We start from the raw sequence: 15906 nt of genomic DNA on the forward strand, positions 1-15906 counted from the left end.
CTGTCCAAACGGGAAGGGCTTTTTCCATTTATGAATATTCCAACCGATCCATTTTTTTATGCTGCGGCCATTCCTGCCATGATGATCTTTGGTGTCTCCAAGGGTGGTTTTGGCGGGGCATTGGGCGTGCTTGCGGTCCCTTTGATCGCATTGGTGATTCCGCCGGTGCAGGCGGCGGCGATCATGCTGCCGATCCTCTGTGCGATGGACCTCTTCGCGCTTTACGCTTATCGGCGGGTCGCCAGTTGGCAGAATCTCAAAATGATGCTGCCCGGGGCGATTTTAGGAATTGGCATTGGCGGCTTTGCCTTCGGGCAGTTGGATGAGAATGTGGTGCGTATCCTGCTGGGGGTGATCGCGGTTGCCTTCACCCTGAACCATTGGTTCGGCAGGAAACCCCATCCGGACGGTGCGAAGCCCGGCCTGATCAAAGGCAGCAGTTGGGGCGCGCTTGCGGGTTTCACCAGCACGATTGCCCATGCCGGCGGGCCGCCGGTGCAGTTTTATCTGCTGCCGCAGAAGATGGATAAGACGCTTTATGTTGGGACCACGGTCTGGTTCTTCATCGCGGTAAACTATGCAAAACTGATCCCCTACGGTCTGGCGGGGCAGCTATCGCTTCACAATCTGGAAACGTCTTTGGTGCTGTTGCCCTTGGCGCCGCTTGGTATCTGGTTGGGGGTGAAGGCCCATCACCATGTTCCGGAACTGTGGTTCTACCGGGTGGCCTATGTGATGCTTTTCGTCACGGGCGGTAAACTGCTTTGGGATGGCGCGCAGGGTCTCATCGGTTGAGAAAGGAAAAGGCGGCCAGGTGGCCGCCTTTCCTGCTTATGGCCGGGAATTACGCCTCGCGGATTTTGGTGATGAAGTCGTCCACCTGACGGCTCAGATTTTCGGCCTGTTGGGACAATTCGCCCGCCGCGCTCAGAACATCGGAGGCGGAGTGCCCTGTTTCCTGAGCGGCATCCGACACATGTTTGATGTTTTCCGCCGCCATGCTGGTGCTGTTGGAGGCCTGGGCGACGCTGTTGGCGATCTCTTTGGTGGCGGCTCCTTGCTCTTCCACCGCGCTGGAGATGCCGGTGCCGATTTCATTCACCCGGGTGATGATCCCGCCGATGGAGGCAATGGCCTTGGCGGCATCGTCGGTCGCCGCCTGCATGTCGCTGATATGCTGGCTGATTTCATCCGTTGCCTTGGCGGTCTGGGTTGCCAGGCCTTTGACTTCCGTTGCCACCACGGCAAATCCCTTGCCCGCCTCACCGGCGCGGGCGGCCTCGATGGTCGCGTTCAGGGCCAGAAGGTTGGTCTGTTCTGCAATGTCGGAGATCAGGTTGACCACTTCGCCAACCCGCTGGGCGGCGTCGACCAGTCCTTTGACCTTGGCGTTGGTTGTCTCCGCTTCGGAGGCTGCCTGATTGACGATGGTTGCGGATTCAGTGACGCGGCTGGTGATTTCATTGATCGAACTGGACAGTTCCTCTGCCGCGGCGGAAACGGTCTGCACATTGCCGGATGCGGATTCCGATGCCCCGGCGGCGGTTTGTGCTTCCGTGCTGGTCTGTTCGGCGGTCTGGCTCATGCCTTCCGCCGTGCTTTGCAACTCCGTTGCGGCGGCAGAGACCGCGTTGACGATGCTCTTCACGCTTTCCTCGAACTGGGTGGCAAGATCCAGGCGCGTCTGTTGCTGCGCCTCCAGGGCCTTGCGTTCCTGTTCCTCGCGTTCGGCGCGAAGGCGTTCCACGTCGCGCGCGTTGTTGCGGAAGACCTCTAAAGCCCGGCCCAGGGTGCCGATTTCGTCTCGCCGCTCCTGGGCGTCGTTTTCGAATTCCAGGTTACCATCCGCCAACAGGCCCATATTGCCCGCCATGGCGTTGATCGGGCGGGAAATCCCGCGTGAAATGATGATGGCTGCGATAACGACCACGGCCAGGACGGCCAGCAGGATCGGCAGAGTAAAGCTTAATGTCTGTTGGAATGCCGTATTCACATCATCCAGATAGACACCGGTGCCGACGACCCAGTCCCAGGGTTTGAAATGGCCGACATAGGAAACCTTGCGGACAGGTTCATCCTGTCCCCCCTTGGGCCAGAGGTAAAAAACAAAACCGCCGCCTTTGGACTGGATGACCTTGGTGAATTCCTTGAAAATGGCGACGCCGTTCTTGTCCTTCAGGCCGCTGACGTCTTTTCCAACCAGTTGCTTGGCGAAGGGGTGCATGATCATGACCGGGCGCATATCATTAACCCACAGATACTCGTTGCCCGCGTATCGCATATCTTCAATGGCACTGAGGGCGGCTTTCTGTGCCTCCTCTTCCGTCATCTCGCCTTTCTGGAAAAGCTGATAATAATGGTTTGCCGTACTCAACCCGAGGTCGACGACCTGTTGGACCTTGTCCTTGCGGTCTTCAATCATTGTGTTCTGAAGGATTGTCAGGGTGGTGAAGGCAACGATTGCAAGCCCTAGAATGCCGAGCGCGGATAGCAACAGAAGCCGGATACCGATCTTAAATCGTGCCATTTTTGTTTCCCACTGGTCTCAATTATTTCATCTTTTGCGACAGTTTATGTCTTTAAAACTTAATATATTGTTATGTAGCTTTTTAAATGACGCGTTGGGTTATGTGGCGTGTGAATTCGGTGAGAAATTGGAACGTGATTTGCATTGATATTTTCAAAACCAAGAAAATGAACTGATTGCTCTCACAGCCGCCTGGTGCCGAGGAGAGGGCCGTAGAAACGGCCTTGCGATTTTGCACAGGGGTGGAAATGTCCAACCAAGCCAGAAAGTCAGTAAAAAGTAAGCCGTCTCTTGGAGTTATTCTCCCGACCCTGAACGATGAACAGGCGTTGCCACAGGTCCTGCAGGGCCTGCGGGAGGCTGCCTGTCTGTTTGAGCTGGATGTCATTGTTGCCGATGGCGGTTCTACCGACTGCACGGTAGATATTGCCCAGCGACATGATGCACGCGTTCTTGAGGCCGAAGGCGGATGGCAGGCACAGGTTGCTGCTGGCTGCCGCATGCTGTGGGGGCAATGGGTTATGATTCTGGGCGGTAACGTTGTTTTTCGTCCGGGGTGGTCGACGAACCTGCGCCTTTTCGTCGATGCGACGGGAGAGTATGAATTCGCCGCGCATGGGCGTTCACAGGATCAGGTGCGCGGGCCCTTTGGCTTTCTGCATGCTGTTCCTGCGTCGCATGTGGGGTTGGTGCTGCGGCGGTCCCAATTGGAAACCCTGTTGCAAAGGAAGCGGCCCGGCACCCTGACCGATGCCAATCTGATTGATCAGCTTGACCGCAAACGCCTCATCCAACTGCCCTATATCCTGCATGCAGTGGTTGATGAGCAGGCGGATGCGGCCTAGCGATCACATTTAAATATCAATCCGTTGCCAGCCGTGGCCGACCATGGGCGGTTGCCGTTACCGATCCTTCGATAAAGATCGGTCGAGGGCCGTTCCCCGTGGTCATCCGGCGTTCTTCCTGGGTGTTGATATGGATATCTATCGCGCCTGCCTCCACGGCAAGATTGTTGGCTTGCGCCTCGGCCAGGCTACGGGCGTGAACAAAGGCCTCGTCCAGGTTGGTGAAGTCGCGGATATTGTCCGCATCATGCACGCGGAAGCGCATATCGTCCGGGGCGGTGATCAGGATATGGGCGCGCTGGCTGACACCACCGGCAACCGCACCGACGGCGTTGGAGACATGGGCGAATTCGGGCTGCACATAGGTTGTGTTCAGGCGGGTGGCCACATCGGCGTAATAGGTCGCCGCAGGCGCGCCGATCCCGATCAGCGGATGACCAAGGCGCAATGAAAAACGCAGCAGGTTACCGGCATTGCTTTTCTCATCGCCCAACGCGGTGCGGATCATCTTTTTGGCAAGGCCCTGACCCTGCTCTGCGGTCTGGCCGAATTCATCGTCCAGAATGGCGTCTACAAGCGCCTCTCCGGTCTGCAGGATCACCTGTTCGCGCACCTGTTCTGCAAAGTCTCTGGCGTCCTTGGCGCAAGGCTGGTTCGGGCGGCGCTCGCTGCGCGCCCAGATCTCTGCGCCAAGCCGGGCGGCCTCAATGTCCCAGGCGTCATGCAGGCCAAGCACGTGGGCGGCATCCGACGGGCTGAAGGCGCTGATGATCACCAAACCGCGGTCCACCAGACGGCGAAGCGGTTGTTCCGGCATATGCCGCCCCAACAGAACCTCCAATGCAACGGGGCCACCGGACAGCTTGTCCCAGATAGCCCTTTCACTGGAGGACAGTCTGGCGACACCAGCCTCGTCCAACCCGCGCAGGCAAAGGGCGAAACGTCCGTCGTAGGTCTTGGACCAGCCACGTTTCAACTGTTCCTGCAGGACAGGCACCACAAGATCGGGGTGCTCGTAGGACAAAAGGGATAAAGGTACCACGCGGCGTGGCCCTGCCACCAGTTCCTTATGATCGTTCAGGCGGATTTCACTGTCGCCGCCCAGGCCCACGGTATGCACCTCGACCGCCTCGACCATGGTCCGGTGGCCGTTGACGACCGCGCCGTCCTTGTTCAGGACCGGTTGGCCGTCTTTCAGCAGGGCGATATCGGTTGTGGTGCCGCCCATGTCGGAGACCACCATGTCTTTCTCCGAGGCCTGATATTGTGCGCCGACAACACTGGCGGCCGGGCCGGAGAGGATGGTCTCCACCGGTCGCCGCAGTGCGGTTTCGGCAGAAATCAGGGAGCCGTCGCCTTTGACCACCATAAGCGGACAATCCAGCCCCAGGTCCTTCTGGAAGCCTTCGACGGCCAGAACCAGATGCTGGATCAGGGGAACCAGCCGGGCATTCAGGACGGCGGTCAGGGCGCGGCGCGGGGCGTCCAGGCTGCTGCTCAGTTCATAGGAACAGGTGACCGGCAGGTCGCATTCCTCGAAAATGATCTCGCGCACGCGTTTTTCGTGGGACGGGTTGCGTACGGCGAAATAGCCGGCGACCGCAAAGGCGCTGACCTGTTTGGCGGCCTGGCGGATTGCCTCACGGACCTGATCCTCGTCGAGCGGTTCTTTTTCCGCGCCGGAGGCGCTATGTCCGCCATTCAAAAAGAGGACGGGGTCGCTGCCCATGACCTGCTTCAGGCCCGCACGTTCCAGCGTGGCAGCAGGTTGTCCGATCAGGACGAGGCCGACGGCGCCGCCATGGCTTTCGACAATGGCGTTGGTTGCGAGCGTTGTGGAAATCGATACCAGTTTGATATCGCTGGCCTGGAGATCCGGGGCGGCACTCAGGACATTGCGCGCGGCCTTATGCAGGCCGATGGACAGGTCGTGTTTGGTGGTCAGCGCCTTGGCGGCCTGCAACACGCCCTTGTCTTCGTCAAACAGCACGGCGTCGGTGAAAGTGCCGCCAGTATCAATGCCCAGGAGAATGCTCATGGCTTATGCCCGTTCTTATAATCTAACCCATCTGCCAATTAGGCCGAGACGGGATTATGCGCAAGCGGATTTGCGCCGGGAAATTATCTATTTCCGTGGGAGAAGAGGCGTGATGGCTGTTAGCCGTCCATCGTGATGCGACCGGTCAATGCCATGCGAACCTTTTCGGCCTGCTGATTGGCGACCTGGCACGAGCCTGCACCCAGATGGCCGCCGCCGTGGAAGGCGAGGCAAAGCTCGCCGACATTGGTGCGGGAGCTGCGGTTGAAGATGGATTTACCGATGGCGAATGTGGTGTTGGAGTTATCCTTGCCGTTCAGGATATGCATGGAAATATTGCATTCCGGGAACAGCGTGTAGATCAGGAACCGGTTGCCCGGCCAGATTATTTCCTGATCACGCAGGTCGATCTGCACCAGATTTCCTTCTATACGGGCGCATTTGCGTATCTGCTCAATGCATCTGCCCTGGGTCTCATGAAAGAAAGTGACCCGTTCTTTCACGTCCGGATGTTCCAGGATTTCCTCGATTGAATGGTCCTGGCAGAGGTCGATCAGTTTCAGCATCAGCTTGCGGTTGGAAATCCGGAATTTCCTGAAGCGCCCCAGCCCGGTGCGCGCATCCATGATGTAATTCAACAGCATCCAGCCCTGCGGGTTCAGGACATCTTTCCGGGAAAGCTGGGCGGAATCGCATTTGTCGACCGCGCAAAGCAGGTCTGTATCAACATGCGGGAAAACGTCGTTGGCGCCATAATAATTATAGACGACCCGTGCAGCCGAAGGCGCTTCCGGGTCCAGGATGTGATTGGGGCGCTTGCCGATACGCACCGCTTCGGAATGGTGGTGGTCGAAGGCGAGATAAACACCCTTCACATAGGGCAGATTGGTTGTGATATCCGCACCGTTGAGGGGGACTTTGCCGTCCTGCATGTCCTTGGGATGGGTGAATTCGATCTCGTCGATCATGTCCAGTTCCCGGAGGAGCACCGCGCAGACCAGGCCGTCGAAGTCGCTGCGCGTCAAAAGACGGTATTTACCGCGCTGGCCCATTCAAAATCACCTCCATTACAACGGACATACGGTGTCAGGGTATTGCCTGTTAAAGTTTTTTCTATTTTACGGCGTAATTCTTACTGAATGGTTACCCGTAACGTCAGTATTTGTGCGGGTTTGGTAGCTACTTACCGTTCTTGTCAAAAGTCTTTTCCCGGCGGGGAACTTGTCCTAAGGAGGGGAGGGAACTATCACTCAAAAAAAACTGATCATATTGTATCGAAGGGGTTAGAGGCATGGCACGGCAAACAGACAGGATTGATCTGGCGTCTTCAGCACCGGGCACAAACCGTCACTTGCTTGTCCACTGCTATGGCAAACCGGGGTCGGGGCCCAAAGCCTATCTGCAGGCTGCCCTTCACGCCGACGAATGGCCCGGCATCATGGCGGTCCATCATCTGCTGCCGCTTCTGGATGCGGCTGATGCAAAAGGCCTGATCAAAGGTGAGATCGTTGTTGTGCCCTACGCCAATCCGATCGGGATGGATCAACGTATCGGCGACCACGTGCCGGGCCGTTATGCCTTTGATGGCAGCGGTAACTATAACCGGAACTGGGCGGATCTGGTCGGCGGGGCGGCCCCGCGGATCAAGGGCAGGCTGATCGGGGATGCGGCGCAGGATGTGGAAACCGTCCGCGCGGCTTTCCGTGAGGTTGTCGCCAGTCAGGATGCGCGGTCGGAGGTGGCACAGCTTCGCAAGGTTCTCATGGGTCTGTCCTGCGACGCCGATTACGTTCTGGACCTGCATTGCGACGGCGAGGCGACAATGCATATCTATGCGAATGACCGTCATCGCGATATCGCCACAGAGCTTTGCCTCGATATGGACAGCCCGGTTCTGCTGATCGAAACCACCGCAGGCGGCGGGCCTTTCGATGAGGCGAATTCCTCTCCCTGGTGGCGGTTGGGTGACGAGCTGGACGAGGCAAAGGACCTGCCTCATGCCTGTTTTGCCACGACGGTTGAATTCCGGGGGCGGCAGGATGTCAGCGATGACTTCGGTGCCAAGGATGCTGCCGGGCTCTACAGCTTTCTTTGCCGTCGGGGCGTGATCGACGATGTGGTTAAGCCGCAGCGCGATGAAACCTTCACGGCCTTCCTGCATGAAACCGATGTGATGCATGCGCCGAAGGCCGGTTTCGTCAGCTATGCACTGGAAGTGGGGACGCAGGTGAAGGCTGGGGACCTGATTGCTACGATTATTGATCCCGTGGCCGCTGACCCGGCTGAGGCACGGACGGAGCTGCGCGCCCGAACCGACGGCATTTTCTTCGCCCGCGTCGATACCCGCCTCGCGGCCCCCGGCGTAACCATTGCCAAGGTCGCAGGCAAAACACCGCTCGCCCATCGCAAGGAAGGCGCGTTGCTGGAGGCGTAAAAACCACCCTTGGCCTCCAATACCTAACCGTCATGGCCGTGCTTGACACGGCCACCTACGAAGAGGGGACGGGCGGGACATGCAAGGTGGGTGGGTTTACATCGTAACCAATAGGCCTAATGGCACACTTTATGTGGGTGTGACGAGTGACCTCAAAAAACGCGTATTCGAACATCGTGCGGGGGTGATGGCAGGTTTTACTAAGAGATATGGATTGAAGCGCTTAGTTTACTATGCAGCTTTTGGGGATATCCAATCTGCCATTCAGCGAGAGAAGAATATAAAACACTGGCCGCGTGCCTGGAAGGTTCGTCTCATCTTGATGGCTAATCCGGCATGGGATGATCTTTACCACAAGCTATTTTAATCCGTGGGTGGCCGGATCAAGTCCGGCCATGACGAGGTTATATCTCCCTTTACCCAATTCCAAGTTCCACAACTTGATCCCAATCAAAGCCATGGAGGTGCCTGACAGGGCATAGAGGGGAACTTACTCCCTTCTTCTGACAGGTGCCTTCATGTTCAAACACGGCGATATTCCGCCGCCCTTGTCTCCGGCCTTGCTGGCGGGGCTGGTCCTGCGGCCGGTTCCCCCCCGGTTGATGCAGCCGGTTTTTTCTGAGGTCATGCGGCGTGTGTCACGGCGCTATCGATCCGTATTTGACCGTGTGGCGGGTGATGGCCCAAAGCAGTTTCTGATTGATCCCGTTGACCTGCCATTTGTTTTCCTTCTGTCCGTTGGCAACGACGAACCGGGGCTGACCCTGCTGCGTGACGGGGCGGATGTGCAGGCGGTGGCGGCGATCCGCGGGCCGATTGCGGCGCTTTTGGCGCTGCTGGAAGGGAAGATTGATGGGGATGCCCTGTTCTTTTCCCGTGTGTTGACAATTGAAGGCGATACGGGGGCGGTGCTGGCCCTGCGGAATTCCGTGGACGGGGCGGAGATCGACCTGAGGCGCGACGTGATGGAGGAATTGGGGCCGTTCGCAGGGCCTGCACGTCATGTTGTCAGCCATATGGAGCGCGTCTGGACGCGCCTTGAGCAGGATATGCAGCTTCTGTCGTCTGCGCTGCTGGCACCGGTCCATAAGCGGCTGGACCAGCAGGAGGTCAAGCTGCGGCGGCTGACAGAAGAATCCACGCAAACACGAAAAGTAAACAGGAAGAGGGGGGCTGTGGCGTGACCAAGGTTCTGGAACTGGTCTGCCCCGCGGGCACACCTGCGGCGCTGCGGGCAGCGGTGGATGCCGGTGCCGATGTTGTTTATGTGGGCTTTCGCGATGAAACCAACGCCCGCAACTTTCCCGGTCTGAATTTCAGCCGTGAGGAATTGCGCGAAGGCGTTGCCTATGCCCATTCAAAAGGCGCACATGTTTATGTGGCGATCAACACCTTCCCCAAGGCGGGCAATCTGGAGCCATGGTATAAGGCGGTGGATGATGCGGCGGAAATTGGTGTCAATGCGGTGATTTTGGCCGATATCGGGCTGGTGGATTACGCCAAACGCAATCACCCGGACCTGCGCCGTCATTTGTCCGTCCAGGCCTCTGCCTCCAACCCGGAATCAATCCGCTTTTATACGGAAGCCTTCGATGTAAAGCGCGTGGTGTTGCCGCGCGTGCTAACCCTGCCGGAAATCCGGGCGCTGAATAAGGAAATCGACGTTGAGACGGAGGTCTTCGTTTTCGGTGGCCTTTGCGTGATGGCGGAAGGACGTTGCGCGTTGTCCTCCTACGCCACCGGTGAAAGCCCCAATATGAACGGTGTCTGCTCCCCGGCCAGCCATGTACGCTATGAGGACGAGGGCGACCGGCTGGTCTCGCGTCTGGGAGAGTTCACAATCAATGCCTTCAACCCGGATGAACCTGCGGGCTATCCGACGCTTTGCAAGGGGCGATTCAAGACCGAGGGCAGAACATCCTACCTGTTTGAAGAACCCACCAGCCTGAACGCCATGGAACTGTTGCCCGACCTGATGGAAGTCGGCGTAACCGCGCTGAAAATCGAAGGGCGTCAGCGTGGCAAAGCCTATATTGCGCAGGTTGTGGCCGCTTTCCGGGCGGCGGTGGATGCTGCCGCCGAAGGGCGTCCTATTCCCATTGGCGGTCTGGATGCAATCACGGAAGGGCAGCGCAAGACGTCCGGTGCCTATGAGAAACGCTGGCGGTAAGGAACACATCATGGATTTGTCGAATGCAAAGCTGACCATGGGGCCGGTCCTGTTCAACTGGAAGCCGGAAACATGGCGGGATTTCTATTTCCGTGTGGCGGACGAGGCCCCGGTGGACACGGTCTATATCGGCGAGGTGGTCTGCTCCAAGCGCCAGCCCTTCTTTGAACCGGTGTTTCCGGAAGTCCTGGAACGCCTTCTTTCGTCAGGAAAGGAAGTGGTCCTGTCCACTATGGCGCTCATCATGAACAAACGTGAGATGCAGTCCGTGCGCGATATCGCAGGTATGGACGACATGCTGGTCGAGGCCAATGACGTTTCCGGTGCCGCGCTGCTGGCGGGGCGTCCCCATGTGATCGGGCCGTTCGTGAATATCTATAATGAAGGCACGGTGGCCTATTTTGCGGACAAGGGCGCGAAACGATTTGCCCTGCCCGTGGAACTGCCGCTGGCCTCCATCGGCAAACTGGCCGAGGCAACGGACGCGGAAATGGAAGTCCAGGCCTTCGGGCGGCTGCCTCTGGCGGTGTCTGCGCGTTGTTACCACGCCCGCCATCACGGGCTGCACAAGGATGGTTGTCAGTTCGTCTGCGACAAAAGCCCCGATGGCATGGATCTGGATACACTGGACGGGGAGGCATTCTTGGCGGTCAACGGCATCCAGACCATGTCTTATACCTACGCCAACCTGATCGGCGATCTGGACAGCCTGGCAGGCGCGGGTGTCAGCCATTTCCGCCTGTCGCCGCATAGCTGTGACATGGTGGCCGTGGCGCAGACCTTCCGGGATTATATGGATGGCAGGGCGGAGCTTGGCGATGCCTATGAACGGTTGGAAGACCTCTGTCCGGAGGCGGTTTTCTCCAACGGCTATCTCTATGGCCGGGAAGGATATCTGGCCGAAGGGCGACTGGCGGAGATGGCGGAATAATTGGCTCTTTTCATGCAGGCATGGGTTGCCCATATGTCGCATATGCGGCATTAATGCGGCTATGGAAGACACTGCCGCGGGGGTCTGTGGCGGTGCCGGTATGAAAGCTTTCGGCGATTTCAAGAAAAGGGGTCCGAAGAATGTCGGATACGGAATTCGATCTGGTCGTAATCGGTGGTGGGCCGGGCGGCTATGTAGCAGCCATTCGCGCAGCACAGCTGGGCATGAAAACTGCCTGCGTGGAAATGCGCGGGGCGCTCGGCGGGACCTGCCTGAATGTCGGCTGCATTCCGTCCAAAGCACTGCTGCAGTCTTCCGAACTGTTTGAAGAGGCCAATCATTCCTTCGACGGTCATGGGATCGAGGTGACGCCCAAGCTGAACCTGAAAAACATGATGGGCCGCAAGCAGAAGATCATCGACGACTTCACCAAGGGCATCGAGTTCCTGTTCAAGAAGAACAAGGTCACCTATGTCAAAGGGCGCGGCCAGATCAAAGCGGTTGGCCAGGTCGAAGTGACCGAAGGTGAAGACAAGGGCAAGACCCTGACCGCCAAGAAAATCCTGATCGCCACAGGTTCCGAATCCACCCCGATCCCGAATATCGACGTGGATGAGAAGAAAATCGTTTCCTCCACCGGCGCGCTGGAACTGGATAAGGTTCCGGGTCATCTGGTGGTAATCGGCGGCGGTGTGATCGGGTTGGAGCTGGGCTCTGTCTGGCGTCGCCTGGGTGCGAAAGTCACCGTTGTGGAATTCCTGGACCGTATCCTGCCGACCATGGACGGCGAGGTCTCCAAGACCTTCCAGCGCGTCCTGAAAAAACAGGGCATGGGCTTCAAGCTGAAAAGCAAGGTTACCGAAGCCAAGGCCACCAAGACCGGCGTGAAGCTGAAAGTGGAACCGGCAGCCGGTGGTGATGCCGAGGAAATGGATGCGGATGTGGTTCTCGTCTGCGTTGGCCGCCGCCCCTATGTGGACGGCCTGGGCCTGGAAGAGCTGGGCGTGAAGCGCAACGAACGCGGTTTCATTGAAATCGGTGAAGACTTCCAGACCAATGTGGAAGGCATCTATGCCATCGGCGACTGCGTGCCGGGCCCGATGCTGGCGCATAAAGCCGAAGATGAAGGCATCGTCTGTGCCGAGAAGATGGCCGGTCAGCAGCCGCATATCAACTACGGTGCGATCCCGGGTGTGGTTTACACCATGCCGGAAGTGGCAGACGTGGGCCTCAGCGAAGAGGCGTTGAAGGAAAAGGGCATCGACTACAAGGTCGGCAAATTCCCCTTCCTGGCCAACAGCCGCGCAAAGGCCAACGGTTTCCCGGACGGTTTCGTGAAGTTGCTGTCCGACGCCAAGACCGACAAGCTGTTGGGCGCGCATATCATCGGCCCGGCAGCGGGCGAGATGATCCACGAACTGACCACGATCATCGAATTCGGTGGTTCGTCGGAAGACGTGGCGCGGACCTGCCATGCCCACCCGACCTTCAGTGAAGCGGTGCGTGAGGCAGCCATGGCCATCCACGACGGCCCGATCCACGCGTAAGGCCGGATCGGTTTTATACGACTAAAGCCCCATCGGTTGCCGCCGGTGGGGCTTTTGCTTTCACGGGAGTGGCAGACCCTGCGAACGCCTCTTTTCAGCGGCAAGTAAAAGCGCGACGAAGGCCCGCACTTTCGCAGGGCGGTAGCGCGCAGGGGGATAGACCGCATGGATTCCTGCTTCGGGCAGAGACCACTCGGGGAAGACCCGGACAAGCCGCCCTTCTTCAATATCCTGGTCAACCATGGAATCGGGCAGGATTCCCAGGCCGATACCTTCCAGCAGGCAGGAACGCATGGGAAGGGCCTTGTCACAAAGGACAACGGAATTCAGTTCGGTCTTCACGGTTTCCCTGCCTTTGGTAAAGGTCCACTGGTTTATTCCGCGTAGTTGCTTATTTGTGATCCAGGGCAGGTTTTTTGCGTCATGGGGGCTGATATCGTCAGAAATCGTCGCCATGAAGTCCGGGCTGGCGACAACATATTGCTGAATGGTGCCCAGGCGGCGTGCCTTGTTGCTGGAATCGGTGAGCCAGCCCACGCGGATACCCAGATCGATTTCTTCGGCGACCAGGTCGTTAACGGCGTCGTCGAAATTCGCGTCTACACGCATCTGCGGATACTTCTTGAGATAGTCGGCAATCACCGGGGCCAGCACGGTCATGCCGTAGTCGATTGGCGCAGTGAGGCGGAGCGTACCACTGGGTTCTGCCGCATTGACAGAGACTTCTCCGAAAGCAGCCTCCGCATCGCGCAGGATGACGATTGCTCGTTCATAGAAAAGCCGCCCCTCTTCGGTTAGCGTCACGCGTCGGGTGGTCCGCCGCATGAGGGTGACGCCCAATTCCTCCTCCAATTTGCGGACCTGATGGCTGACGACCGCCTTGGCCACGCCCAGATGCTCGCCCGCTGCGGTGAAGGAGGCGAGTTCCGCCACCGTGGTGAAATAGGCGAGCCGGTTCAGGTTCAGGAGTTCCGCCAAAATACCCTCTCAAAAGGCTCTTTTTGTATGATCTAATCATACAGTTCATATCATTGGGCGGTATTTTTCACAATCACGAGGAATGCTACTTGAAAGGTCGGATGCAATGACGACCCCTCAAGGAGCAAATCGTGACGGATGCGATGATCCTCTATCTTTTCGACCCGCTTTGCGGCTGGTGCTATGGCGCCGCGCCCATGTTGGACAAAGTGGTGGCCCAAGGCGTTTCGGTAGAGGCGGTCCCGACGGGCTTGTTCGCCGGGCCGGGTGCTAGGCCGCTGGATGCCGGTTTTGCCGATTACGCCTGGTCCCAGGATCAGCGGATCGCGCAGATCAGCGGGCAGGAATTTACAAAAGCCTATGTAGAGAATGTGCTGCAGGCGCAGGGAACCTCCCTTGATTCCAGTGCGGCGACCCTTGGGATCGTGGTGGCCGGTCTGGAAGAACCCACCCGCCGGATGGTGGCATTGAAGGCGATCCAACGGGCCCGCTATGTGGAGGGCCGCGATATCGTCACCACGGAAGGCGTGGCATCGGTGCTGGCCGATGTCGGATTGGAAGCGGCGGCCGACAGGTTGCATGCACCCGATGCCGCAACCCGGATGCAATATCGTGAACTGACCGCCTATGGTCGGTCTCTGTTCCAAGGCCTGAACGCCAATGGTGTACCGGCCCTTGTCGTCCGCCAGGATGGTGGTGATCGTTTGATCGGGGCGGATGCCCTTTTTGGGTCCCTGGACAATCTTCTTGCTCGGTTGCGGGCCGCCAATACCTCCAAAACAGACAAAACCCCCAATCCCGAAAGGATATCCCATGGCTAAAATTGCCCTTATCGGTGCCTCCGGTCAGGCCGGTTCCCGCATTCTCAAAGAACTGTCCGACCGTGGACACAGCGTCACCGGCATTGCCCGCAATCCGGACAAGATCGCTGCCCTGCCGGGTGTGACCGCCAGACAAGGCGACATCTTCGACAAGGACGGCTTGGCCGATCTTCTGCGCGGTCATGACGTGGTGATCAGCTCAGTCCATTTCCTCGCCAGCGATGCCGATCTGCTGCTGGCCGCCGTTCGGGCCTCGGGCGTGAAACGCTATCTGGTTGTTGGCGGGGCGGGTTCCCTGCTGGTGGCGGCGGATACGCGCCTGATCGATACGCCGGAATTCCCCGCGATCTATAAGGATGAGGCACAGAAGGGTGCGGATTATCTTGATCTGCTGCGCGATGTGGAAGATCTGGACTGGACCTTCCTGTCACCTTCCGCGTTGTTCACTGCCGGGGAACGGACCGGGCAGTTTCGCCTCGGTACGGATTTCCTGCTCGCCAATGACAATGGCAGCAGCATTTCCTTTGAGGATTATGCGATCGCCATGGCCGACGAGATCGAAAGTCCGTCACACATTCGCCGGCGTTTCACTGTTGGCTATTGATCGACAGCCGCATTGAGATTGGCGGCGCTTTCATCGGGCGGCATGTTTGTGCCGCCCGATTGCTTTTGGGGTGGCGTGGATGCGGGGGTATGATGAACGCGACAAATCTTGTGGTGAGGGCCCATGCCTGCGAATTCGATTCAGGTGACTTCACAGGCCAGGGCTTTGACCTAGGATACTGGAGGGAGGCAAAACATCATGGCGGATAAGGATGCATCTGTCAGCGTCTGTCATTTTGATCCGGAGGCATTCGAGGGGGGCTTGCGGAGCTTTTTTGAATATCGCGACCTGGGCATTGAAAAGGCGACCGCCGGAGCGGTCGGCGCCCATGTGATCCGGGCCGTTCCCGGAAAGAACAGCGGTGGCGATCTGCATACCCACAGCCTGCAGTTCCAGATGGTTTATGTCCTGAAGGGCTGGGTCCGCTTCTGGTATGAAGGGGAGGGCGAGGTGTTGCTGGAGGAAGGTGCCTGCGTCTACCAGCCACCCGGCATCAAGCACCGGGAGGTCGAGCATTCCGAGGACGTGGAGATGCTGGAAATTACGTTGCCTGCCCAGTTTGAAACACAAGCCGCCGACGCGTGACAGACGATCAAAATACTTGAAATCTGGCCTTTCGATCTATAAACATACCGGACGTCCGGTTTTGATTGTGGTGAAATGGAAATGACGCCAACCCTTATGGCCTATGGTGCCCTTGGCCTTGCGATTGTCTGTGAAGTCACGGGATCGTCGCTTCTGGCACTGTCCCAACAGTTCAGCAAGCTGCTGCCGACGATCGGCATGGGCCTGTTCTTCGTCGCGTCTCTATTCTTCCTCTCCCACGCCCTGAAGGTGCTGCCGCTCGGGGTTGCTTATGCGATCTGGGCCGGGGTTGGGATGATCCTGACGGCCCTTGTGGGCCTTGTTGTCTTCAGGCAGTCCCTGGATGTCGGGGCGATGGTGGGTATCGCGATGATTGTTGGCGGTGTCATTGTCATGCGTGTCTTTTCCACCGCCGGGGGGCATTGA

General features: G+C 58.2%; 16 protein-coding genes. 12 read left to right on the forward strand and 4 right to left on the reverse strand.

Going from position 1 to position 15906, the window contains the following annotated elements; genetic code table 11:
• Positions 1-30: 30 nt before the first annotated feature.
• Positions 31-795 carry a sulfite exporter TauE/SafE family protein gene (locus tag IF205_RS06135; protein WP_259782410.1) on the forward strand — a complete coding sequence of 255 codons (765 nt, stop codon included), beginning with the start codon at positions 31-33 and terminating at the stop codon, positions 793-795.
• Positions 796-844: 49 nt separating this feature from the next.
• Here IF205_RS06135 and IF205_RS06140 read toward each other — a convergent pair whose 3' ends face one another.
• A complete protein-coding gene (locus IF205_RS06140; protein WP_259782411.1) occupies positions 845-2527 on the reverse strand; it encodes a methyl-accepting chemotaxis protein in 1683 nt (560 codons plus the stop codon).
• Between the two features lie 248 nt (positions 2528-2775).
• On the opposite strand from IF205_RS06140, the gene IF205_RS06145 reads away from it, so the two are divergent.
• Positions 2776-3372, forward strand: a complete 597-nt coding sequence (locus IF205_RS06145) for a glycosyltransferase (protein ID WP_259782412.1) — start codon at positions 2776-2778, stop codon at positions 3370-3372.
• Between the two features lie 16 nt (positions 3373-3388).
• On the opposite strand, the gene IF205_RS06150 is transcribed toward IF205_RS06145, so the two are convergent.
• Positions 3389-5410, reverse strand: a complete 2022-nt coding sequence (locus tag IF205_RS06150) for a hydantoinase/oxoprolinase N-terminal domain-containing protein (protein WP_259782413.1) — start codon at positions 5408-5410, stop codon at positions 3389-3391.
• 119 nt (positions 5411-5529) lie between these two features.
• Positions 5530-6462: an exopolyphosphatase gene (locus IF205_RS06155; protein WP_259782414.1), complete on the reverse strand. Its 933-nt coding sequence runs from the start codon at positions 6460-6462 to the stop codon at positions 5530-5532.
• Between the two features lie 239 nt (positions 6463-6701).
• Here IF205_RS06155 and IF205_RS06160 point away from each other — a divergent pair, with 239 nt between their 5' ends.
• The 6 genes from IF205_RS06160 to lpdA all read left to right on the forward strand — a co-directional run bounded on the left by IF205_RS06160 (position 6702) and on the right by lpdA (position 12492).
• The gene (locus tag IF205_RS06160) at positions 6702-7844 is read left to right on the forward strand and encodes a succinylglutamate desuccinylase/aspartoacylase family protein (protein ID WP_259782415.1); all 1143 of its coding nucleotides are present in this window, start codon (positions 6702-6704) and stop codon (positions 7842-7844) included.
• A gap of 79 nt (positions 7845-7923) precedes the next feature.
• Positions 7924-8211 carry a GIY-YIG nuclease family protein gene (locus IF205_RS06165; RefSeq protein WP_259782416.1) on the forward strand — a complete coding sequence of 96 codons (288 nt, stop codon included), beginning with the start codon at positions 7924-7926 and terminating at the stop codon, positions 8209-8211.
• A gap of 151 nt (positions 8212-8362) precedes the next feature.
• Positions 8363-9028: a ubiquinone anaerobic biosynthesis accessory factor UbiT gene (ubiT, locus tag IF205_RS06170; RefSeq protein WP_259782417.1), complete on the forward strand. Its 666-nt coding sequence runs from the start codon at positions 8363-8365 to the stop codon at positions 9026-9028.
• Positions 9025-10014 carry a ubiquinone anaerobic biosynthesis protein UbiU gene (gene ubiU, locus IF205_RS06175; RefSeq protein WP_259782418.1) on the forward strand — a complete coding sequence of 330 codons (990 nt, stop codon included), beginning with the start codon at positions 9025-9027 and terminating at the stop codon, positions 10012-10014. Before ubiT ends, ubiU begins: the two co-directional genes overlap by 4 nt.
• A 10-nt stretch (positions 10015-10024) precedes the next feature.
• Positions 10025-10945, forward strand: a complete 921-nt coding sequence (ubiV, locus tag IF205_RS06180) for a ubiquinone anaerobic biosynthesis protein UbiV (RefSeq protein WP_259782419.1) — start codon at positions 10025-10027, stop codon at positions 10943-10945.
• A 140-nt stretch (positions 10946-11085) separates the two neighbouring features.
• A complete protein-coding gene (lpdA, locus tag IF205_RS06185; protein ID WP_259782420.1) occupies positions 11086-12492 on the forward strand; it encodes a dihydrolipoyl dehydrogenase in 1407 nt (468 codons plus the stop codon).
• Between the two features lie 60 nt (positions 12493-12552).
• Here the strand turns inward: lpdA and IF205_RS06190 are convergent, their stop codons facing one another.
• Positions 12553-13470, reverse strand: coding sequence for a LysR family transcriptional regulator (locus IF205_RS06190; RefSeq protein ID WP_259782421.1), 918 nt, complete (start codon positions 13468-13470; stop codon positions 12553-12555).
• A 131-nt stretch (positions 13471-13601) separates the two neighbouring features.
• Here IF205_RS06190 and IF205_RS06195 point away from each other — a divergent pair, with 131 nt between their 5' ends.
• The 4 genes from IF205_RS06195 to IF205_RS06210 all read left to right on the forward strand — a co-directional run bounded on the left by IF205_RS06195 (position 13602) and on the right by IF205_RS06210 (position 15906).
• The gene (locus IF205_RS06195) at positions 13602-14291 is read left to right on the forward strand and encodes a DsbA family protein (RefSeq protein ID WP_259782422.1); all 690 of its coding nucleotides are present in this window, start codon (positions 13602-13604) and stop codon (positions 14289-14291) included.
• Entirely contained in the window at positions 14284-14895 is a 612-nt protein-coding gene (locus tag IF205_RS06200; RefSeq protein WP_259782423.1) for an NAD(P)-dependent oxidoreductase, read from the forward strand. The genes IF205_RS06195 and IF205_RS06200 overlap by 8 nt, the downstream gene beginning before the upstream one ends.
• 198 nt (positions 14896-15093) lie before the next feature.
• Positions 15094-15480: a cupin domain-containing protein gene (locus IF205_RS06205; protein ID WP_259782424.1), complete on the forward strand. Its 387-nt coding sequence runs from the start codon at positions 15094-15096 to the stop codon at positions 15478-15480.
• Between the two features lie 81 nt (positions 15481-15561).
• On the forward strand, positions 15562-15906 hold the full coding sequence (locus IF205_RS06210) for a DMT family transporter (protein ID WP_259782425.1): 345 nt from the start codon (positions 15562-15564) through the stop codon (positions 15904-15906).

The sequence above is a fragment of the Aestuariispira ectoiniformans genome (genome assembly GCF_025136295.1).
Taxonomy (GTDB): domain Bacteria; phylum Pseudomonadota; class Alphaproteobacteria; order UBA8366; family Aestuariispiraceae; genus Aestuariispira_A; species Aestuariispira_A ectoiniformans.